20 protein-coding genes are annotated in these 22,207 nt (G+C 50.9%); 8 read left to right on the top strand and 12 right to left on the bottom strand.

The features are described 5' to 3' along the window. Window positions 1-49: 49 nt before the first annotated feature. Both CWE06_RS09130 and aroE read right to left on the bottom strand, forming a co-directional pair. The gene (locus CWE06_RS09130) at window positions 50-1,981 is read right to left on the bottom strand and encodes an SLC13 family permease (RefSeq protein ID WP_126793353.1); all 1,932 of its coding nucleotides are present in this window, start codon (window positions 1,979-1,981) and stop codon (window positions 50-52) included. Between the two features lie 5 nt (window positions 1,982-1,986). Next, entirely contained in the window at window positions 1,987-2,808 is an 822-nt protein-coding gene (aroE, locus tag CWE06_RS09125; protein WP_126793352.1) for a shikimate dehydrogenase, read from the bottom strand. On the opposite strand from aroE, the gene CWE06_RS09120 reads away from it, so the two are divergent. Next, window positions 2,807-3,226 (top strand): group II truncated hemoglobin, encoded by a 420-nt coding sequence (locus CWE06_RS09120; protein WP_126793350.1) that lies wholly within the window; start codon window positions 2,807-2,809, stop codon window positions 3,224-3,226. The two genes, aroE and CWE06_RS09120, sit on opposite strands and share 2 nt — an antisense overlap. Before the next feature lie 65 nt (window positions 3,227-3,291). Here CWE06_RS09120 and CWE06_RS09115 read toward each other — a convergent pair whose 3' ends face one another. The 6 genes from CWE06_RS09115 to dprA form a co-directional block, all read right to left on the bottom strand. Further along, complete coding sequence (locus tag CWE06_RS09115) at window positions 3,292-3,996, bottom strand: hypothetical protein (RefSeq protein ID WP_126793348.1); 705 nt, start codon at window positions 3,994-3,996, stop codon at window positions 3,292-3,294. A gap of 122 nt (window positions 3,997-4,118) precedes the next feature. Continuing rightward, complete coding sequence (gene hemF / locus CWE06_RS09110) at window positions 4,119-5,072, bottom strand: oxygen-dependent coproporphyrinogen oxidase (RefSeq protein WP_126793346.1); 954 nt, start codon at window positions 5,070-5,072, stop codon at window positions 4,119-4,121. Further along, window positions 5,069-5,647 carry an L-threonylcarbamoyladenylate synthase type 1 TsaC gene (gene tsaC / locus CWE06_RS09105; RefSeq protein WP_126793344.1) on the bottom strand — a complete coding sequence of 193 codons (579 nt, stop codon included), beginning with the start codon at window positions 5,645-5,647 and terminating at the stop codon, window positions 5,069-5,071. Before tsaC ends, hemF begins: the two co-directional genes overlap by 4 nt. 74 nt (window positions 5,648-5,721) lie before the next feature. Then, window positions 5,722-6,279, bottom strand: a complete 558-nt coding sequence (locus CWE06_RS09100; RefSeq protein WP_126793342.1) for a DNA topoisomerase family protein — start codon at window positions 6,277-6,279, stop codon at window positions 5,722-5,724. Window positions 6,280-6,321: 42 nt separating this feature from the next. Continuing rightward, window positions 6,322-6,798 carry a DUF494 family protein gene (locus CWE06_RS09095; protein WP_126793480.1) on the bottom strand — a complete coding sequence of 159 codons (477 nt, stop codon included), beginning with the start codon at window positions 6,796-6,798 and terminating at the stop codon, window positions 6,322-6,324. A gap of 5 nt (window positions 6,799-6,803) precedes the next feature. Continuing rightward, window positions 6,804-8,030: a DNA-processing protein DprA gene (gene dprA / locus CWE06_RS09090; RefSeq protein ID WP_198679075.1), complete on the bottom strand. Its 1,227-nt coding sequence runs from the start codon at window positions 8,028-8,030 to the stop codon at window positions 6,804-6,806. Between the two features lie 169 nt (window positions 8,031-8,199). Between dprA and def the strand changes: the two genes are divergently transcribed. Genes def through trkA form a run of 4 tightly spaced genes read left to right on the top strand, consistent with a single transcriptional unit; the run spans window position 8,200 to window position 12,490 of the window. Beyond that, window positions 8,200-8,715 carry a peptide deformylase gene (def, locus tag CWE06_RS09085; protein ID WP_126793338.1) on the top strand — a complete coding sequence of 172 codons (516 nt, stop codon included), beginning with the start codon at window positions 8,200-8,202 and terminating at the stop codon, window positions 8,713-8,715. Between the two features lie 24 nt (window positions 8,716-8,739). Beyond that, the gene (gene fmt, locus CWE06_RS09080; protein ID WP_126793336.1) at window positions 8,740-9,723 is read left to right on the top strand and encodes a methionyl-tRNA formyltransferase; all 984 of its coding nucleotides are present in this window, start codon (window positions 8,740-8,742) and stop codon (window positions 9,721-9,723) included. A gap of 22 nt (window positions 9,724-9,745) precedes the next feature. Further along, complete coding sequence (gene rsmB, locus CWE06_RS09075) at window positions 9,746-11,104, top strand: 16S rRNA (cytosine(967)-C(5))-methyltransferase RsmB (RefSeq protein ID WP_126793334.1); 1,359 nt, start codon at window positions 9,746-9,748, stop codon at window positions 11,102-11,104. Between the two features lie 3 nt (window positions 11,105-11,107). Continuing rightward, complete coding sequence (gene trkA / locus CWE06_RS09070; RefSeq protein ID WP_126793332.1) at window positions 11,108-12,490, top strand: Trk system potassium transporter TrkA; 1,383 nt, start codon at window positions 11,108-11,110, stop codon at window positions 12,488-12,490. 75 nt (window positions 12,491-12,565) lie between these two features. On the opposite strand, the gene CWE06_RS09065 is transcribed toward trkA, so the two are convergent. Continuing rightward, the gene (locus CWE06_RS09065; protein WP_126793330.1) at window positions 12,566-14,065 is read right to left on the bottom strand and encodes a TrkH family potassium uptake protein; all 1,500 of its coding nucleotides are present in this window, start codon (window positions 14,063-14,065) and stop codon (window positions 12,566-12,568) included. 103 nt (window positions 14,066-14,168) lie between these two features. Then, a complete protein-coding gene (locus CWE06_RS09060; protein WP_126793328.1) occupies window positions 14,169-16,253 on the bottom strand; it encodes a transglycosylase SLT domain-containing protein in 2,085 nt (694 codons plus the stop codon). A 256-nt stretch (window positions 16,254-16,509) separates the two neighbouring features. Between CWE06_RS09060 and fadB the strand changes: the two genes are divergently transcribed. From fadB to tusA, 3 genes are all read left to right on the top strand, one after another. Further along, window positions 16,510-18,651 (top strand): fatty acid oxidation complex subunit alpha FadB, encoded by a 2,142-nt coding sequence (gene fadB / locus CWE06_RS09055; RefSeq protein WP_126793326.1) that lies wholly within the window; start codon window positions 16,510-16,512, stop codon window positions 18,649-18,651. 17 nt (window positions 18,652-18,668) lie between these two features. After that, a complete protein-coding gene (fadA, locus tag CWE06_RS09050) occupies window positions 18,669-19,832 on the top strand; it encodes an acetyl-CoA C-acyltransferase FadA (protein ID WP_126793324.1) in 1,164 nt (387 codons plus the stop codon). Between the two features lie 205 nt (window positions 19,833-20,037). After that, window positions 20,038-20,280, top strand: a complete 243-nt coding sequence (tusA, locus tag CWE06_RS09045) for a sulfurtransferase TusA (protein WP_126793322.1) — start codon at window positions 20,038-20,040, stop codon at window positions 20,278-20,280. A gap of 103 nt (window positions 20,281-20,383) precedes the next feature. Here tusA and CWE06_RS09040 read toward each other — a convergent pair whose 3' ends face one another. Beyond that, window positions 20,384-20,866, bottom strand: a complete 483-nt coding sequence (locus CWE06_RS09040; RefSeq protein ID WP_126793320.1) for a GNAT family N-acetyltransferase — start codon at window positions 20,864-20,866, stop codon at window positions 20,384-20,386. A gap of 154 nt (window positions 20,867-21,020) precedes the next feature. Then, window positions 21,021-22,205, bottom strand: a complete 1,185-nt coding sequence (locus CWE06_RS09035; protein WP_126793318.1) for an alpha/beta fold hydrolase domain-containing protein — start codon at window positions 22,203-22,205, stop codon at window positions 21,021-21,023. Window positions 22,206-22,207 lie beyond the last annotated feature (2 nt).

Genomic DNA, 22,207 nt, shown 5'->3' with positions numbered 1-22,207 from the left:
TCCTTGCCCGCTTGTTTGTTAAAACTTTCTTACTAGTACTGCCATTTGCCTACAACGGCCAGAAATAGAGTAATGCCGGAATACTGACCGCCAAAACAATGAGCTGCAATGGTAGCCCCATTTGCCAATAATCCCCAAATTTAAATCCGCCAGGCCCTAAAATTAATGTGTTGTTCTGGTGCGCAATCGGCGTTAAGAACGCACAGGAAGCTCCAACCGCTACCGCCATTAAAAAGGCGTCTGGGTTCAACCCTAACTGATTCGACACGCTCACCGCAATTGGACACATCACCGCTGCTGTCGCTGCATTATTCATGATGCTGGTGAGAAGCGTTGTGACAATCAAAATAAAGCCAAGAATCATCGGCGGACTGCTGTCTCGTAATGCCACCAGAGCCGTCTCAACGATTAAGTCTGCCGCACCCGTAGTCTCCATCGCCATTGCTATGGGTATTAGCGCAGCGAGTAACACCACCACGGACCAGTCGATGTTTTCGTACACTTGACGCAAAGGAATTACCCGCAGCGCCATAACCGCGAACATGCCACCGGCAAAAGCAACGGCGGCCGACGCAATACCGGTCGCAGCGAGCGCAACCGCAGCAACCATAATAATCGAGGCCAATGCCGCGCGTTTCTTACTGGGCACACGCACGGTTCGTTCGGCAAGCGGAACGCAGCTATAGTTGTTGGCAAACTGGGTCAGTGCCTCGGCAGTGCCTTGCATTAACAGCACACTTCCCGACTGAATTTTGGTTTGTCGTAAGCGTTTGACCGTTTGGCTACCTTCATAAGAGATAGCTAACAAGTTTAGCCCGAGGCGACTGCGCAAGCGTAACTCGGCAGCCGTGTTATTAATCAAGGCCGAGTCTGGCATCACCACCATTTCAACGAGTACCACCTCACTGTCATCCGAAGCGCGTGGCACGGCATCCGCATGCGCCGAGCTAGTTAAGCCACCACGTAAAGTGTAATCACCATGCGCGGTAACGCGGCGATCAACCCACGGCGGCGGCAAATCGAATTCCTCATCGACCAGCCTTACTTCTGGCTTTTCGCCATCTTCGTCTTCGTCGTCTTTGCTTGGCGGCTTAACGTTATCAACAAGACGCAGGCCTAACACACTGATCGCCTGACTTAAGCTCTCCGGCTCGGCTTTGATGACCAGTAAATCACCTTTTGAAACACGCTGATACCCATATGGGTGCACGACTTTGACCTTGTCACGTACCAAGCCAATAATCTCTGCGTCGCTTTCTTGTAATTTCGCATCGAGTTCACGCAGTAACATACCCGCGGCTTTTCCGTCTTCGGACACCCGTACTTCCGTGAGGTATTTACCCGTATCAAAACTGCCGGCATCCGCTCGTTCGCGCTTTGGAACTAGGCGCCAGCCGCCTATGGCGAGGAAAATAACCCCCGCAACAGCAACGAGCACGCCAACTGGTGCAAAATCAAACATCTGATAGCCCGCACCAAGTGACTCCGCCCGATAACCGGAGACAATCAGGTTTGGTGGTGTACCAATCAAGGTCGTCATACCGCCTAAGATCGAACCAAACGCCACCGGCATGAGTACGCGCCCCGGCGGAATGCCGAGCTTAGTTCCTAATTGAATGGCAATCGGCATGAGTAGTGCCATGGCCCCAACATTGTTCATAAAGGCCGAGAGCACGGTCGCTAATCCGGTAAGTGCTGCAATAGTCGTTACTGCGCCACCCGAACTTGGGGTAAATTTATGCGCAACCACATCGATGGCGCCGGTAATTTGCAACGACGCACTTAGTACCAGTACGCAAGCTACCGTGATCACCGCAGGATGACCGAAACCGTAGAAAGCTTCTGCGCTTGGCACTAGCCCAGCAATGACGCATGCCAATAATGCACCCAGTGCGACAATGTCATGGCGCCAGCGACCCCAAATAAAAAACACCAAGGTGAGTAATAAAATCCCTAAAATTAAACCCTGTGGTACGCTCATAGACCCTACTTTTGTTCGAGTTGTTGTCGTAATGCCTGTAACACCGGCAAAGTTTGCGGTTGTTCAGTCGTCCAAATTCGGTAACTCGCCGCTGCTTGCTCGACTAACATGCCAAGACCATCCGCAGTCGCACAATTCTGCTCGGCAGCCCATTGCAAAAATGCTGTCGGCTGTTGACCATAGACCATGTCATAACAAAATGGCTGGCCATGCAATATCTTTTCACTTACGTGTGGCCGTTCGCCCTGCAACCCCGCTGCTGTTGCGTTGATAATCACGGTCCATGGCCGCTCAGTTTCGATTGCAGTTAAGCTGCTCGCGGTGACACCGGCAAATTTTTCAGCGAACTCTGCTGCCAACCGCTCTGCTCGCGCTGCGGTTCGATTGGCAATATGCAAGGTACTCACCCCGGCATTCAAGAGCGGCATGATCACGCCACGCACCGCACCGCCTGCTCCAAGTATCAGGACTCGGCTGTCTTTAAGACCTACGCCTAATCGTTGCAAATCGCGCACTAAGCCAATACCGTCGGTATTATCACCGCGCCAACCTTGTTTGGTTCGAATTAACGTATTCACGGCACCAGCAGCGTGCGCACGCTCGCTTAGGTCGTCACATAAGGTTAGCGCAATTTCTTTCAAAGGCACGGTCACATTGGCACCGCCACCGCCGGCCTGATGGAATTCCTGTAAGCGCTCTGAAAACTGCTCTGGAGCTGCTAAAATACGCGCATATTCTAGCTCTCGCCCAAATTGAGCAGCGAATGCCGAGTGAATTTGGGGCGACAAACTATGTTCGATTGGATAACCAAAAACTGCTAATTTCATGAAAATACCGTCTTTTCTTCACCGCTTACGACCCGAACAGCCTCCCCGCTCAATCTATCAACGCCTTGGTGGAGAACCTGTTGTCAGGGCAATTGCTAATCGTTTCTACGACATTATGAGCACAGATCCCGCTGCGAAGGAACTCTATGCGATGCATCCGTTGCCACTGGATGCCATTCGACAGAAGTTTATCGAGTTCTTAAGTGGTTGGTTCGAGGGCCCGCAGCTGTATGTTGAAAAGTATGGTCATCCCATGCTGAGAGCACGACATTTGCCCTTTGCGATTGACGTTAAGATGCGTGACCAGTGGTTAATGTGTATGTACCAAACTCTCGATGAGCTGGTTTCTGAGGCAGAGCTTAGACATGAATTGCGCCAACGATTTACGCGGTTGGCGCATCATATGATCAATCAATAGTCGCGACGTTCTGCGCAACCATGTAGGCGACGTTTCAGGCAATCGAGCGATTGCCTGCACTAGAACTAGCTTGCCGCTTTCGCTTTTTGCTTCTGAATCCGCTCAATTCGTCCCGCAAAGCCGGTTTTGGTTTTGTCATCGAGTCCAAACGCTAATGCTTGCTCACAGACTGTGATGGCTTGGTCAAACTTGCCATCTTCAACCAACAACGTGGCGTAGTTTTGGAATGTCGTCACTTGCGGTAAGTTGCCACCATTGGCTGCGGCTACTGCCTGCTGCAAGTCAGCAAATTCTTTGATGTGACGCGCCGAATAAGTTTTGCAAATTGCCCGCCAGCCTTCGTCGGCACGGTTCCGGTAGCTCGTTTCAGTAATTTGCTGATACAGGCGATGACGTGCTAGCGGATCTTTTTCGTCGTCAAGGGCGATGAGCGGCTCTTTTACTTCATCGGGTACTTCCGCACCGAGTGGCGATGGTTGTGATTTGTCCGCACTATCAATGACAGGATCGACATCTTTCGATACTTTTGTCGACTTATTTGCCTCTTTTACCGGCTTTTCGCTCATTTCTTTTCTTGACTGGGGGCTTGACTGCGGGGTTGCCTGCGCATTGCTCGCCTGAGCTTCAGTTTTCGCTGCAGCCGGCTCAGCGGGTTTTGCCGTGCTCGTCGGTTGCGACTCTGCAGCTGAGTTATTGGCTAACCGCCGAACAACAAAAATAGCAGCAATCACAATCACCACTAAAATAAAAAAGATGGGTGCGTTAGACATGATAAGTTCCTGTATCGATTATTTTTTATGCGGACTCAGCTTAGTCTGAAATCGAACAAGAAACAAGCAATCGAGCGCGCGACACGACTAACCGCTGCGCGCGTCCGATTAATAGCGACTCGTTAGTCGAGCCAATTGCGTGGTTTCAGATAGTCTTGCAAGCCCTGCTCACGACTACCCGGCTCGGCTTGGTACATATACTCCCAACGCGCCAGCGGTGGCATCGACATAAGAATAGACTCGGTGCGACCACCGGTTTGCAGTCCAAACAAGGTGCCGCGGTCATACACTAGGTTAAATTCCACATAACGGCCACGACGGTACAATTGGAATTGACGCTCTCGCTCGCCAAACGGCGTGTTTTTACGTCGTTGCATAATCGGTACATAAGCCTTGGTAAAATGATCACCAACCGAACGCATCAATCCAAAAGCATGTTCGAAATCGAGCTCACCGCTCGGGTTGCGATTCAAATCATCAAAGAACAAACCGCCAACACCGCGAGTTTCTTGTCGATGAGGTAAGAAGAAATACTTATCACACCATGCTTTATAGTCGTTGTAATACGCTGGCCCAAATGGCTCACAAGCTGCTTTCGCCGTTTCATGCCAATGCTTAACGTCCTCGTCAAACGGATAGAAAGGCGTTAGATCAAACCCGCCACCGAACCACCATACGGGCTCTTCTCCCGGTTTTTCAGCGATAAAGAAGCGAACATTGGCGTGCGACGTCGGTATGAACGGGTTGTGCGGATGAATAACCAAGGATACACCGCAAGCATTGAAGCTGCGGCCAGCTAGTTCAGGTCGGTGTGCGGTCGCCGATGCCGGCATCGACGCACCAAATACATGGGAGTAATTTACGCCACCTTGCTCAATCACCCCACCGTTCTTCAGTACCCGTGAGCGACCTCCGCCCCCTTCTTCACGCTGCCAACTGTCTTCGACAAAGCGTTGTTGACCGTCAACGACTTCAAGTTCCGCACAAATCGAGTCTTGCAAAGTCTGCAAGTAGCTCTTCACTCGTTCTAAGTACTGGTTTTGCGGATTGGCTTGCTGTCGATCCTGTTGGCTCATCGTAACGTTGCTCCTGTCAGCGGATTAATAATCTGCGATGGGTCGGTGCGACCACCGGTTTCACCGGCCATAATCCAGTCTAATTCATGGCCAAGCTCTGCGGCGACCGCTTCGGCACTACGCAGCGGTGGCTTGCCGGTGTAATTGGCACTGGTCGACACCAGCGGAGTACCGAGGGCTCGACACAATGCGCGCACCGGTTCGAAGGCGGTCACGCGTACCGCAATGGTATCAAATTCACCACGTAAAAAACTTGGCACATTGGCTTTTGCCGGTAACACCAGGGTCACTGGTCCTGGCCAATGAGAAAACACCTGAAAACGTTTATCTTGCGGAATTTTGCTGTCATCAACATAGTCGAGCAGTTGACTGTAATCGGCTGCGATTAGAATGAGGCCTTTTGCTTCCGGCCGCTGTTTTAATGCAAGGAGTTTTCGCACGGCAACTTCATCGTACGGTGCACAGCCTAAGCCAAACACGGCTTCGGTTGGGTAGGCAATTAAACCGTGGTTCGCAATAGCCGCTTTTGCTGCAGCAAAGTTGTCTTGTGTTGGGTCAGAAATTGGGTACGACATGCGGACTCCTGAATGATTCACGATGACAGTGCTGGTTCCTTGCCGCGTCCTTTCGCACCAGCTAACGAGCGATATTATAACGGCTCAGATTTATAACCGCACTGCTTTTGCGGACAACGCAGGCGAACGCCAGCAGCTGAGTCTCGTTTAACCAAAACGCCCCAACCACAGTCTGGGCATGCTTGCGCAACCGGCTCTTCATTCAGGGCATACTTGCATTTAGGGTAGCGATCGCAGGCGTAAAATTGTTTCCCGTATTTATTCGCCCGCTGTTGCAGATGCCCTTTTTCGCACTCTGGACAGGCAATCGTTGCTGTCGTTTCTGCCGCTGCCGTGGGGTCGAGCATAAAGTGACAATTGGGAAAGCCGCTACAGCCAATAAAGAAGCCATACCGACCTTTTTTTAACAGCAGACCCGAATGACATTCTGGGCACTGTTCAGGCAATGGTTGTGGGTCAAAATCGCCGGTTTCGTGTAAAGATTGGGAATAGTCACAGGTGGGATATTGGCTGCAACCCCAAAAAGAATGATGGCCGGAATGTTTGAGCCGGACTGCATTTCCACACAGCGGACAAGGCTCGTCGCGCTCATTTTTACGTTCCGGCGCGTCAAATAGATGCGTTGGAGTCATAGGGCCTCTTGCTTTTTGGCAAATGGTTACACCGTCAGAAGACTAGTGTAACAAACCCTCTGGCTCTTCAAACAACAAGTCTTCCATCTGGCTGTAGGCGTCTTCGTGCCCAGGCACATTGAATAGCACCATGAGAATCACCCACTTCAAGTCTTCCAACATGAACTGCGGGGTATCAAGCTCCATGACGCGGTCAATCACCATTTCACGGGTTGCGAAATCCAGTACGCCAATTTGCTCCAAGTACAGCAGAAATCCGCGGCACTGCACGTCAAGCCTAGCCTGCTCTTCCGGGGTATAAGCCCGAAAAGATGCAACAGGTGCAGCTTGCGTCAAATACGGATGGTCCTGACTGTCTTGTAAATCAGCCAGACGCTCTAACCAAGCGAGCGCTTTCCCGATTTCCTGCTCGTGGAAACCTGCACGGGTAAGCTCGTCAGTCAGTTCATCGTGGTCAACCACCACTTCCATTTCAGAATGGACGTAGTTCTCAAACAAGTACATGAGGATATCAAACATCTTCATTACCTCCTCACCCTGACGTAACCGCCAGGTACTGTCTTAATCCATCCATCCAACTCGAGACTGATGAGCTGGTGCATTACTTCTGAAACCTCCTGACCTGCAGACGCGATAATCGCATCAACTGCAGTGGTTTCAAATCCCACACTAGCTAATATGGAGTCTTTTGCCAAGTATTCAACGTCAGATTGTACCATGTTTTGACAAAATTCTTCGAAATCGTCGTACCAATCGTCGTCACTCTCATCAAAGTCGCTGTCAGCGTCGCCTGAAAACGCTTGAGACGCTATCAGATGCTGTAATTCCTCCGCTACTTCTTCCGGCCGAGTAACCAATTTTGCGCCGTCTTGGATAAGCCGATGTGGGCCGGCACTTCCTGGGTCGAGCAATGAACCCGGTAAGGCAAAGACTTCGCGCCCAAATTCGTTCGCATAACGTGCGGTATGTAAGGAGCCACTTTGCGCCGCAGCCTCGACCACTAACACCCCGCAACTTAGGCCACTTATAATACGGTTGCGCAGCGGAAATTGTTCAGTCCGCACCGGAGTTCCCGGGCCATACTCACTGACAATCAGCCCATCTTCGCTGATTTGCTGCAACATCCGGCGATTGCGAGTTGGGTAAAAATTGTCAATTCCCGAACCTAATACGGCTACTGTTGGCGCCATGATCTCTAACGCTGCACGGTGCGCTGCACCGTCAATACCCATGGCACCACCACTGCAAATAACAAAGCCGGCCATTGACAAATAGCGACTAAAAAGTGCCGCATGTTCGCGCCCATGCGGGCTTGCATTGCGAGAGCCGACGATGGCGAAAAGTGGTTGCTTGAGCAATGCCAGGTTACCGGCGCCAAACAGCAACACGACGGGTGGCTGCACCATCAGTAGATCAGGAGGAAAGGAGCGACAGGCACGGGTGACTATAAAATGATCAGCACTTTCCTGCAGCCAAGCTAACGCTTGTGCGACCGTTTTTTTCTCAATGCTCGGCAATTGTGCACTGAGCACCTTGGGCAACTTCGTCAATGGTGCCAGCCGGTCAATCTTTGCAGGCTCCGCAACCAAACCGTCGAGCTGACGCTCAGCGTTTTCGTCTGACCCCTCCCACAGATTTAATATCTGCCGTAAGACAAGTGCGGGTGCACGCTGCACACGCAGCCATTGTTCGAGGACTGGCGATTGTAGAGTGTCAGCGCAAAAATGTATGCTGTGATCGATACCTTTCATTGAAAAACCTTCCTTGTAATTGCTCAAAAAACCCCCATATTCCGTAGTATAACGGGGGTAACGTCGCATGATATGCAGGATATTCCGCAGCTAAACAAGCTTAGGCCTGTATTTTCAGCGATCTTCCACGTAAAATTAGCGATCCACGTACGAACGGAAATAAAGCACTATGGCAGTAATGACGATTTTGAAATATCCCGATGAGCGCTTGCGCACGGTAGCTCAACCAGTGAAAGAAGTTGATGACAACTTACGCCGGACTATCGATGACATGTTCGAAACCATGTACAGCTCTCAGGGTGTTGGCTTAGCGGCAACGCAAGTTGATTTTCATCAGCGTCTGTTTATCGCCGACTGCAGCGATAACCAAGACGAACCCTTGGTCTTCATTAACCCAGAAATCATCGAGCGTGATGGTATTCACGAGAATGAAGAAGGCTGTTTAAGCTTTCCGGGTGTCTATGCCAAAGTTGAACGGGCAAGCGAGATTGTCGTGCGTGCCCTTGATCGCGACGGCAATTCATTCGACCGCAAAGCGGACGGCCTGCTGGCAATTTGTATTCAACACGAGATCGACCATCTCAATGGCAAGCTTTTTGTCGATTATCTTTCGCCACTGAAGCGCGACCGAATTCGCAAGAAACTCGAAAAAGAAGCTCGTATTGCGAGCAAACAAGGCGCCTAACGGCGAACCACGAGGACAGCTCCTGTGCGCATCATATTTGCCGGAACACCTGACTTTGCAGCCCGCCACCTGCAAGCGTTACTCGATACCAGCGACCTCAATGTGGTCGCTGTTTACACTCAGCCGGATCGTCCCGCCGGCCGCGGCAAAAAATTACAAGCCAGTGCGGTTAAAGAACTAGCACTTGCTCATGATTTGCCAGTTGAACAGCCTCTCAGTTTAAAAAATGAAGACGTCCAAGCGCGTCTGCGAGATTACCAAGCCGATGTCATGGTCGTCGTTGCTTATGGCCTCCTGTTACCGAAAGTCGTTTTGGACATTCCTCGGTTAGGCTGCGTCAACGTTCATGGTTCGCTATTGCCGCGTTGGCGAGGCGCTGCACCCATTCAACGTGCTATTTGGGCTGGCGACGCTGAAACAGGTGTGACGATCATGCAAATGGACGAAGGGCTCGATACTGGCCCCATGTTGAGTAAATCCTATTTGCCGATTAGTGCAGATGATACGTCTGCCTCTTTGTATGAAAAGCTTGCCAAATTGGGGCCGCTCGCGCTAGTCGAGACATTGCGTGGTTTAAATACCGGTGATGTGCACGGCGTGCCACAAGAAGATAGCCAAGCAACTTATGCCAAAAAACTCAGCAAAGAAGAAGGTTTAATTAACTGGCAACAAAATGCGACCTTCATTGAGCGTTGTGTACGGGCATTTAACCCATGGCCTGGCAGCTATTTTACCGTTGCGGCAAATACTGATCAGCCAATGAAGGTTTGGCAGGCAAAAGTCGTTGAACCAACACTCGTAGCAACAGCAAAGCAGCCAGCCGGATGTATTGTGAGTGCTGACAAACAAGGCATTGCGGTGCAGTGCCAAACCGGCATTTTACTCATGACCGAGCTGCAACCAGCTGGCAAAAAAGCAATGTCAGCGGCGGATGTTTTAAATGCTCGTCGCGACTGGTTCGCGGTCGGTAGCCAATTACCCTCACCTGATGTGAGTGCCACGTCTTAACTCAGAAGCGATTTTACTTTTCATGACGCCAGAACAGCGAAGTTCGGACTCAAAAGCCATCACGACCCGACCTGCAGCCGCGCGAGCAGCTGCAGCTCAGGCTTTACAACTGGTCTTGCTGCATGGCCGCTCACTCACCCAAGCTATTCCAAGTATTTCGGAAAAACTGACACCAAGCGAACGCGCTTTTGCGCAAGCCATGACCTATCAGGTCATGCGACAGCTGCCGGTGTATGAATGGCTATTACAGCGTTTGCTCGACAAGCCACTGAAAGCCAAAGTTCGCATTGTTCACTATGTGCTGCTCGTCGGCTTATGTCAGTTACGCGACATGCGAGTTCCAGCCCATGCGGCCATCGCTGAAAGCGTTGAAGCAGTAAGTTTACTTAAGCAACCCGGTTTAAAAGGCATGGTGAATGCGGTATTACGCCGCTATCAGCGTGAGCAAGAAGCGCTTGAACAGGCGTTAACTGTCGATCAGGCCAAATCCGCGACGCTCTCGCATGCGCATCCTGGTTGGTTTATCAAACGCCTCCAAGCAGCCTACCCTGAACAATGGCAGCACATTTGTTCAGCCAACAATCAGCCGCCGCCACTGTGGTTGCGGGTGAATCAGCGGCACGTTTCGCGAGACAATTACCTAGCCAAACTCCATGAGCTCGGTTTTGCTGCCTACGCTGATAGCCTATGCCCTTCGGCCATCGTACTAGAACAAAGCACTGACGTCACGCAACTGCCTGACTTTGCTGCCGGCGCGGTGTCAGTCCAAGACCGTTCTGCGCAATTCGCAGCGCACCTACTCGCACCGAAAAACGGTGAGCGCATTCTCGATGCGTGTGCCGCTCCAGGCGGAAAGACTGCTCATATTCTCGAGCTTGCGCCAGAGGCTCAGGTCACGGCGCTCGATTTCGACGAGCAACGTTTAACCCGAGTGCATGAGAACTTAGCTCGATTACAATTGCAGGCAACCGTGTTGTGTGGCGACGCAAGTAGCCAAGATTGGTGGGATGGTGAACTGTATGACGCAATTTTACTCGACGCCCCTTGCTCCGCAACCGGTGTTATTCGACGTCACCCAGATATTAAGTGGCTGCGCCGCAACGAAGATATTGAGCAACTTGTGGCTTTGCAGAAAGCGATTTTGCGACAGCAATGGCAGTTACTGAAGCCCGGTGGCCGTCTACTCTATGCAACTTGTTCGGTCTTACCTGATGAAAACATGCTGCAAATTCAAGCGTTTCTAGCTACAGTGAAAGATGCAGTAGCGGTAAATCTAGCCTTCAATCATTCCGTCGGATGGCAGATTTTACCAAACGATGTTGCCGGCCAAGCGCATGGCGGCGACGGTTTCTTCTATTTTATGCTTGAGAAAAAAGCCTAAAACATGAAAAAAGTCATTATTGTCGGAGCCGGTCGAGTCGGCGCCACGCTGGCGGAAAGCTTAGTCAGCGAACGAAACGAAGTCACGGTCATCGACCAAAATCGTGAACTGCTCGATCTTCTCCAAGACAAGCACGACTTGCGAGTGATTCAAGGCAACGGGGCACACCCTGATGTTTTGCGTGCCGCAGGCGCTGACGACGCAGACATGCTGATTGCGGTCAGCAGCCTTGACGAAGTCAATATGCTGTCCTGCCAAGTTGCTCACTCGATATTTAATACCCCATTGAAAATTGCCCGCGTGCGCTCTGAGCAATACACCAAATACGAAGACCAACTCTTTCGTAAAGAGCAAATGCCCGTCGACCATATCATTTCGCCAGAGCAGCTGGTTACGTCCTATATCAAGCGCTTAGTCGAACATCCTGGGGCACTGCAGGTGGTCGAGTTTGCTGAAGGCAAAGTAAGCTTGGTTGCTGTAAGGGCATCTTACGGCGGCAAGCTCGTCGGTCACGCCATTGCGACATTGAAAGAACATATTCCGAATACGGAAACGCGGGTTGCGGCGATTTTCCGCCAAGGGCGTCCTATTCGCCCGGTTGGCTCGACCATTATCGAGGCGGATGACGAAGTTTTTTTCGTGGCCGATAGCAAAAGTATTCGTGTCGTCATGCAGGAGCTGCAGCCGCTGGAAGCGCGCTACCGCAATCTTATGATCATGGGTGGCGGTCACATTGGCTCCGGATTGGCTCGGCAATTGGAAAACACCCACAATATTAAACTGATTGAGCTAAGTCATGCCCGCGCCGAGCAACTCAGTGCCGAGCTCAGCAATAAAACCCTAGTACTGCAAGGTGACGCCACCGACCAAGAAATGCTCAACGAGGAGCGTATTGAAGATGTCGACCTGTTCGTTGCCGTGACCAACGACGATGAAGCCAACATTATGGCGGCGCTTTTAGCGAAACGAATGGGAGCGAAGAAAACCATGGTGCTGATTCAGCGCAGTGCCTATGTGGATTTGGTTCAAGGTGGCGAAATCGATATTGCCATTTCACCGCAACAAGCGACCATCTCTGCGCTGTTAAAGCATATTCACCGCTCTGACTTTGCCAGCGCCTATTCGCTGCGGCGCGGTGCTGCGGAGGCTATTGAGGCAGTCGCTCGAGGCGATGAAAACACCTCGCAAGTAGTCGGCCGTGAAGTTGGCGAACTCAAGTTACCGCCGGGTACCACCATTGGTGCGATTGTTCGTGGCAGCGAAGTATTAATTGCCCACGACGACACCCTTATTCAGTCCGACGATCACGTGATTTTATTCTTAGTGGATAAGAAGTATGTGAATGAAATCGAGCGCCTGTTTGCGCCGGGCGCTCTGTATTTCTAGTCGTTGCAACTGCAACTGGTGGGCTTCAGTTGCGGGCTTGAGCTGCGGGCTTGAGCTGCAGTTCTGAACTGCCGCCTAGTGTTTCCAGAACGCCGGGGTGAATAGCACCAACAAGGTAAAGATTTCTAACCGGCCAAACACCATAGCGAGAATCGCAATCCACTTACCGCTGTCTGAGACCGTGGTAAAGTTACTCGCCACTTCCCCAAGTCCTGGGCCAAGGTTATTCAACGTCGCAGCGGTGGCGCCAAACGCTGAATAATCATCGAGCCCAGTCGCGATAAACAACAGCATAATAATCACAAAGACCAGTGCGTAGGCAGCGAAGAACCCCCACACCGCTTGTACGACCCGATCAGGCAAGGCGCGGTTACCCCACTTGACCGTGAAGACCCCGCGCGGATGAATCAATCGGTTAATTTCACGCATGCCTTGGCGGTACAGTAAAAGCACGCGAATCACTTTCAGGCCACCACCGGTTGAGCCTGCGCTACCACCGATGAAGCTGGCAAATATCAATAGTACAGGTAGGAATAGCGGCCAGGTTGAATAGTCTTGGGTGGTAAAACCTGCCGTGGTACCAATGGAAACCGCTTGGAAGATGCCGTGGAATAAAGCATCTGTCCAGTCACCGTACCAACGCTGAGAAACTAGCACCACCACAACGAGCAACATCAGGGTAAATTGGATGGCCATGAGGGCTCGAAATTCCGGGTCGTTGAAATAGACCTTTAATGAACCGCGATACAGTTCGTAATGTTGCTGGCCTTCAATACGGCGGCTATACAAGCGCGGCACAGCAGCAAAGTGCAAGGCAAAGTTCACCGCTGCGATAAGCAAAAACAACACACAGATCATGTGGATAACGGCGCTATCGTAATAACCCATGCTCGCGTCATGGGTTGAGAAACCACCTATCGCAATCGTCGAGAAAGCATGACCAATCGCATTAAATGGGGTCATGCCTGCAGCCCAATAGGCAAGCGCACAGGCAATAGTTAAGCCGAGGTAGATATACCAAAGCTGCTTGGCGGTATCGGCAATTCGTGGCGTCATTTTCGAGTCTTTCACTGGGCCTGGAATCTCAGCGCGATAAAGCTGCATACCACCGATGCCGAGGAGCGGAAGAATAGCTACAGCCAAGACGATAATCCCCATGCCGCCCAACCATTGCAATTGCTGACGATAGAAGCGATACGCATGCGGGAGCTCATCGATTCCCGTGAGGATTGTTGCACCGGTTGTCGTTAGCGCCGAAAACGATTCAAACATGGCATCTGTAAAGCTCAAGGTGTATTCGTCAGGCATCCAGAACGGAATCGCACCCACTGTTCCTAATACCACCCAGAACATTACGACAATCACAAACCCTTCGCGGGTTTTTAACTCGCGCCGGTGATCACGATTGCTATACCAAATGAGTGTGCCGATCACTAAACTCAGCACAAAAGCGACGAGAAAGGCCCAACCACCGCCGTCTTCATAGAAGTAGGCAAGAATTGCCGGCGGTAACAAGGTGACACTGAAAAGTGCGATGAGTATGCCCAAAATCCGCAATATTGTGCGTATTTGCATGGAAAACGAGTCCTTAGCCTATCTTGTTCTTATCGTTTAGCGGTTGCTCGAACGTGGGCATCAATAGCTGCAATGTTAGTCGGACATGCGATGGACGAGTGACTTACCCTCGCCCTTTGCCGTTTATTTGCATGCGCACCACGGGCGTTAATACATTAGCATCTTTTCCGAGCAACATCGTATAAATTTGCTGATAAGCAAGCACTGCCTTCACATAATCACGGGTTTCTTGAAACGGAATGAGCTCGACCCACAAGTCCGCTGGCATCGGTTCGTTGGGCAACCATTCATTCACGCGATTAATCCCTGCGTTGTATGCCGCAGTGGCCAATAGCCAGTTTTGATCCGTGCGCTGGAGTAACTCAGACAAGTATTGGGTGCCAAGCCGCACGTTATCTTCGGGTGCATCGAGGCGAGGTGCGGTATTGCGAGCAGGCCCAGGACTGCGACGAGCAAGGTGCTCAGCCGTGCCTGGCATCACTTGCATTAAACCACGGGCGCCCGCTGGTGAAACCGCATCAGGCTGGAAAGAGCTCTCCCGACGGGCGATCGCAAATACCCAAGAAGGCTCAATGGCAAAGCGCTCGGCTTCACTATTTAACAAATCGCGATAAGCCAGTGGGAAACGCCGATGAACGTCATTTAATTCGCCATTTTGGGCGAAACCAAAAATAGCCTGGTCATGCCAACCCCACTCTGAAGCAACCACTGCCGCAAGCAACTGTTGTTCAGCATTCAAGTCGGTGCGAAGCGTATTCCACTCGCGCCGCGCGTCGAGATACCGCTCAAGCTGCCGCCACTCATAAGCACGCAAGGCGGCCGGATGGTTCGCTATTGCTTGTAAATCTGCGGCTGAGTAATTGGACTCTTCGTGATTAAGCTCTGGCACCAACGACAAACGCGCACTGGCTAAAAAGCCATAGTAGTTCCGTTCATTGGCCACTTGTTGCAATTTCGCGTGGCCGAGGTCATTAAAGCCAAGTTCGACTAATGCCCGAGCATGCCAATAGACCCACTGGGGTCTACGCGCTTGATCGGTCGGTAAGTTCACCACAAAGTGATGAATTAAGTCGTAGCGTTGTTGTTTGAGTAGCGTCGCTAAATACCATTGCTGCGTCGTGGGGTCAGCTTGGTTAAGATCTATTTTCGCAAACCAGTCAATCGCATCAGGCTCTTGCCGTAAAGCGAGAGTTACTGCAATCGCAGCGTTCATCTGCTGCTTTTCAGCCGCAGAAAACGGGAAGGTAGTGAATTTTTCTTGCACGCTTTCCCATGCTGAAATCGTGGCACGATGGTTCTGCCAACGGTAACGTTGCAAAGCGGCAAGAATGATTTCTTTTTCACGATAGTCTTGGTCGCGAAACTCTTGTGTTCGACGCACTAATGAAGGATTAGCATGAATACGCCGCTTGAGCAGCGCTAAGTCTTGTTTGTCTTCTGGCATGTAGCGCGTGAGATAACGTGCTAACGAGGTTTGGCGCTCATTCAACGCCAAGCCAATTCGCCGCCACACCACTTGCTCAGTTCGATGGCCTGCGGCGGCCCAATTGGCAAAAACCGAGTCACAAGCCGACGGTAGACTGCGGCCGTGCAGCCACTGCGCCGTCACTTCTTGCCAGAAGCGCTCTAATTCGGCGCTGTCTTGGCGTACCTGTTGATAACGATAGCGTAAGTGCTGACACTGCAATTGCGCGGACGCCTGTGGTCGGTAATCACGGGTGAAACGCTGCGCGTCGTTCCGCCGAGCTAAGAATTGTAACCAGCTCGTGCGTAATTGACGCTCTGCCGGCGTGCCTCGGTGTTCGCGCAGAAACTCAAGAATTAGCGCTTCATTTTGGAGCGAAAGGTTGTTTTCTAACAGCGTCGCCTCAAGATAAGGAAAGAGTGGGTAATCGGTTATATTAAGCATGGCTTCGCGCGCTTGCGTGAATTCGCGCCGCGACAACATTTGCTCAATGGCGACAAACTGTTCACGCTGCGATTTTAAGCGCTCAGCTTGTGGCATTGAGGCATCAGGCCGAATACCAAGTGTGTCGTAACTTTCCACTGTGGCTGAATCATTGACACTGATGTCACTCGGTGAAAAAGCAAAAGCCGCACCAAGCAATAACCCCGTAAGCCCTAAAACAGCAAGCCGGGTTCGCAGATGAGTGACTTTTTCAAACGGGTGTTTAATTTTATTTCGCATTATGGGATGATAACCGCCACACTTTTTACGATACTGTTCCTAGAACCGATCGTGAATACAACATGAGTTCTTGGCGAAGTTCTTACTAGAGCGCTGAAAAGCTCTGAACGAAGTTCGCAACAACATAACTCGCTACAATTGAGTGCAAATCACCACGAGGTGCTATGTACGTTGTAGCATAAGCATACAACAACGCAAGCAAGAGAACAGAGATCCGCTCTGTTTTCTCGTCGGGAGACCAGTCGGGAGACCTAACATGATCTACCAAGGCAACAACCTGCATGTTGACTTTATTGAACCTGGAATAGCGCAAGTCACGTTCGATGCACCAGGTTCCGTTAACAAGTTTGACGAAAAAACACTAAATGAGTTCAGTTCTGCCCTCGATGCTTTAGCGGGCAATCAGGATTTAAAAGGCGTACTCGTTCGCTCGGCAAAGCCTACTTTTATTGTCGGCGCTGATATTACCGAATTCCTCACCCTGTTTGCCGATCTCGAAAAAACCAAGAAATGGGTTCACATGGCCTCGCGGGTTTTCGACAAACTTGAAGACCTACCTGTGCCTAGTGTAGCCGCTGTTAACGGCTTCGCCTTAGGTGGCGGCTGTGAAGCGATTCTCGCCTGTGACTATCGGATTGCTGACGAAACGGCTGTGATTGGTTTACCAGAAGTTAAACTCGGCCTCATCCCTGGTTTCGGCGGCACCGTGCGGTTACCACGCGTTATCGGTCCAGACAACGCACTTGAAGCGATTACCACGGGCGCCAACCACAAACCTGAGAAAGCATTAGCCGTTGGCCTGATTGACGCAGTGACGACGAGCGACCGCCTACAGGAAGGTGCTTTAAGTATGCTTCGTGACGCCATTGCCGGTGACCTTGATTGGCGAGCTCAGCGTCAACCTAAGTTGGAAGCACTGAAAGCCAACGAAGTTGAACGCTTAATGACGTTCAGCACCGCCAAAGGCCTAGTTTGGGCTAAGGCAGGTAAGCATTATCCTGCGCCACACGCAGCCGTTGAAGTGGTTGAGCGTGGTGCCGGCGAAGCGCGCGAAGAAGCGTTGAACATTGAAAACGAATTGTTTGTGAAACTGACCCAAACTGACGCCGCTCGTGCTCAAGTTGGTATTTTCCTTGCTGATCAAGTCGTTAAAGGCAAAAGCAAGAAAACTGCAAAAGCGGCGACCAAGCAGATTAAGCGCGCAGGCGTGCTTGGAGCCGGTATCATGGGTGGCGGTATCGCTTACCAATCCGCTGTTAAAGGCGTTCCAATCGTCATGAAAGACATTCGCCGCGAAGCGCTCGACTTAGGTTTAGCAGAAGCGTCGAAAATCTTAGGTAAAGGTTTAGAACGCGGCAAGATCAACCAGAAAGTGGTTGCCAAAACGCTGACATCGATTACCCCAACGCTCAATAATAGCGAATTAGCAGACGTTGATATCATCGTTGAGGCGGTGGTTGAGAATCCAAAAGTAAAAGGATCCGTGTTAGCGGAAATCGAAAAAGTGGTGGCGAAGGACGCAATTATCACGTCGAACACGTCAACCATTTCTATCGATAAGCTTGCTGAGAACCTCGAAGACCCATCACGTTTCTGTGGTATGCACTTCTTTAACCCAGTGCATAAAATGCCATTAGTGGAAATCATTCGTGGCAAACACACCTCTGACGAAACTGTGGCTGCAGTAACCGCATATGCTCTACAAATGGGTAAGACACCTATTGTCGTAAATGACTGCCCTGGCTTCTTGGTGAACCGCGTGTTGTTCCCTTACTTCGCCGGCTTTAGCAAGTTACTAGACGACGGTATCGACTTCCCTGGTATCGACAAGGTCATGGAAAAAGAGTTTGGCTGGCCAATGGGCCCAGCGTACCTTTGTGACGTCGTCGGCCTCGACACTGCTGATCACGCCACTCACGTCATGGCTGAAGGCTTCCCAACCCGCATGGCACGGGACGACAACGGTGCCATTGCCAAACTGGCAGCTGCTGAACGTTTCGGTCAGAAGAACGGCAAAGGCTTCTATGAGTACAGCGTCGACAAACGCGGTCGTCCACAGAAAGTCGTAAACCCAAGTGTTTATGAGGTCATTGGCAAAAAAGAAGCAAGTGCTGAGAAAGACGAGATTATCGCTCGCTGCATGATTCCAATGGTGAACGAAATGATTCGTTGTTTGGAAGAAGGCATTGTCGGCTCAGCCGAAGAAGCGGATATCGCGTTAATTTACGGACTTGGTTTCCCTCCATTCCGCGGCGGCGCGTTCCGTTACCTAGAAACGCTTGGCCTCAATAAATTCATAGAGTTAGCCGACAAGTTCGCTGATCTTGGTGAGATGTATCAAGTCACCGATGGTTTACGCGAAAAGGCGAAAAACGGCGAATCTTACTTTAAGAGCTAATTCGAACGGAGATTGTTATGAAAGACGTAGTGATTGTAGATGCAATTCGCACACCGATGGGCCGTTCGAAAGGCGGTGCCTTCCGTAACGTCCGCGCTGAGGACCTTTCAGCTGAACTCATGAAAGGTCTGCTAGCCCGTAACCCGAATATTGATCCAACCGAGATTGAAGATATTTATTGGGGTTGTGTACAGCAAACATTAGAGCAAGGCTTCAACGTCGCACGGAACAGTGCACTGATTGCAGGTATCCCTCATTCAGTCGGTGCCGTCACCGTAAACCGTTTATGTGGCTCGTCAATGCAAGCGATTCACGACGCAGCGCGTGCCATTCAAACTGGCAATGGTGATATCTTTATCGCCGGCGGTGTTGAGCATATGGGGCACGTACCCATGATGCACGGTGTTGATTTTCACCCTGGCTTGAACCGCTCTGTTGCGAAAGCTGCGGGCTCGATGGGCTTGACCGCTGAGCTGCTAGGTAAAAAGTTCGGCATTAGTCGCGAAGAGCAAGACTCATTTGGTGCACGTTCACACCAATTAGCCCACCAAGCGACCTTAAGTGGCGAATTTGACAGCGAAATTTATGCGATTAATGGCCACGACGAGTACGGTGTTTTAAAACGCTTCAAGCACGACGAAGTGATTCGTCCAGAAACCACGGTGGAAGCGCTTGCAGGCTTACGCCCTGTTTTTGACCCTGCCAATGGCACGGTCACTGCGGGTACCTCGTCAGCGATTTCAGATGGTGCTGCGGCAACCCTAGTAATGTCAGCGGACCGTGCGAAAGAACTTGGCTTAACGCCGCGTGTTCGTATTCGTTCAATGGCAATTGCCGGTTGTGACCCATCGATTATGGGTTATGGTCCGGTTCCGGCCACTCAGAAAGCTCTGAAACGAGCAGGTTTGAGCCTTGCTGACATTGAGTTGTTCGAACTCAACGAAGCCTTCGCAGCACAAGCATTGGCGGTTATGCGTGGTTTGAAAATCGAAGACCAGCTAGATAGCAAGGTGAACTTGCACGGCGGCGCGATTGCATTAGGTCATCCACTTGGTTGTTCAGGCGCGCGTATTAGCACGACCTTAATTAACTTAATGGAACAGAAAGATGTGAGCTTAGGTTTAGCGACCATGTGTATCGGCTTAGGCCAAGGAATCGCAACGGTATTTGAGCGCGTGTAAAAAGCACAGCACTTTGATATACCGCAAAAATCCCGCTGGCGATTATCGTCGGCGGGATTTTTTTATGGTCTGAAAATGCCTATAATGACCGGCAGAACCAAGTACGAGCTTCATGGCCAAGCATGACCTTGGCTCGCTAAACTTAATTCACAACTTGCCGTGCTCGATTTACACGCCATAAATTGAGCCCGTAAAAGGATGAAATATGTCGCCCTTCACTACCGCCGATTATCAACTGGATACCCTAGGCTTACGCTGTCCGGAGCCGGTTATGTTGATTCGTGGCAAAATGCGACAAATGCAAGATGGTGAGAAGTTATTAATTATCGCCGATGATCCAGCAACAACCCGCGATGTTCCCGCATTTTGTCGCTTTATGGATCATCAACTTCTTGCTGCGCAAACCGATGAGGCACCCTACCGGTACCTTATTCAGAAAGGCCTTTAAGCAATTTTCAGTTCGTTCCATGTGGAACACAATGTTCATTGCTCTGATATCTATCGACCTAGAGCGCGCTTTTCGCGCAGCGTCGCTCTGTCGATAGACAGTCTTACAGTTTATATTCCCAAAACTCCGCAGCACCCATTTCTGGGTCGAGCTGATAAGGCTTGAACCCATACTTCAAATAGGCAAGACGTGCTGGCTCGTTGCCGCTGAGAACTTCCAACGTGAGTTTCACGCAGCCACGTTTTCTCGCTTCCTCTGCGGCAGCAGCAATCAGCTGTTGGCCGATACCTTTTCCGCGCTGGCCATCAAGCACCGCAATATCATGCAGGTTACAAATCGGCTTTGCTGCAAACGTCGAGAAACCTTCAACACAATTGATCAGCCCGACAGCGCCAGCGTGGTCGTCCCAAGCAATAAAGCTGAACACTGTTGGTCTTTTTGCCATTTCGGCAATCAAGTTCGCTTTGGTGTCGTCACTGAGTGCTTCACCGCCACCCATCGGATCTTGAGCATAATGATTTAAAAGTTTAAGCAGTGCATCCGCATGCTCAGGATTTTGATAATCCACCGGTAAAATTCGCAACATTTCCTGCATATTCCCCTATTTTCATCTGGTTATCTCTGCGCGACTTCCCAAGAATAATAAGGGAAGCGCCGCAGTTTTAGCTTGCCCACAGAATAACATACTATAAGACCTACAAGGATCCTTGCTGATGGAACCTGGGGGAAATACGACTGAACTACATGACCTCAGGTAATTCGAGTTCAGCAGGCGCTTCCTGCAACTCGACAAACTGCTGCAGCCAGTCCTCGATGTGCCCACGTACCGGCTTTAACATGGCGACCATCGATGTATGTCCGAGCAATTCATATTCAAGATAGCGCTTATGCCCTTGCTCTACTTGATAAACTTTGAAACGCTCTATGTCCGGGTTCGGTGATGTGACAGTCACGGGGAAGTCTGTATCAACCTCTGGGTAGTCTTTCAACGTCTGTAAATTCTCGACGCCTAACCAGCGTTCCACGGCATTGCGGCTTGCCTGCAAATCAACCACTTGGTCGGTCCGCCCTGCGAGCACAAGTGCCGGGCTTTGCGTCGCTGCCAAACGCTGTGCAAGCGTGGTCATCCGCTCGGTTTCGCCACTGCGAGAGATGATATTTCCAAGCGCCGCATCGAAACGCGAGTCGGAGACAAACCAACGTAAGCGCCAGTCAGCCTCTTTCATTTGTTGAAACATAAAATTGGCGTCGCTGCGAAAATCGTTCATCGGCGCCACGAACACCAGACCTGAAGGTTGTACGTCCTTGTCAATGAATAAACGCTCAAGCTCGGTCGTTGCCATCATCCCCATCGAAAAGCCCATTAATACGACCGGTGCGTTTCCATAGTTATTGATCACGTGATCGCGAATCAGATCAAGATTCGGCAAGCCGAATGCCATTGGGTTCGTTTCCGTCGGTCCGGCAATAATCAATGGGCGAAACCCCAGTGAGCGTAACCAAACTCCCGTTGGTGCAAACAAATGCGCGGACTGCATGCCATAACCTGGCGCGACAATAACCACAGGAGCTTCGTCAGCAAGCTCAGGAAAGCGAAATAAGGTTTCTTCTGAAAAGTATTCGCTAAGCTCCGGTTCCCGTGAATGGCGCAACGATAGCGTCCACTTAAATTCTTCATGGGTCATTTGACCCTCATCATAGATAGCTTGCACTTCGGCTAAATCAAGATAATGCAAACAACGATGCTCTGCCGTCGCATCACAGACTTGTTGGCGATTAGGTGCAACCGCAAATTCGACGCTGGCCATGCCGCTCACAGGTTCCATGTTGAGGATTTGGCGTTCGACGAGGCTCGTGCAACCCGCTAATATCGCAATTACACTCATGGCTACGCCGGTACCAATTACCCTGGCAAATACTGTCATCA

This window comes from Aliidiomarina haloalkalitolerans (assembly GCF_003987315.1).
In the GTDB taxonomy this organism is placed as follows: domain Bacteria; phylum Pseudomonadota; class Gammaproteobacteria; order Enterobacterales; family Alteromonadaceae; genus Aliidiomarina; species Aliidiomarina haloalkalitolerans.
The sequence above is the reverse complement of the archived record's forward strand: the minus strand, read 5'-3'. Positions and strand labels throughout refer to the sequence as shown.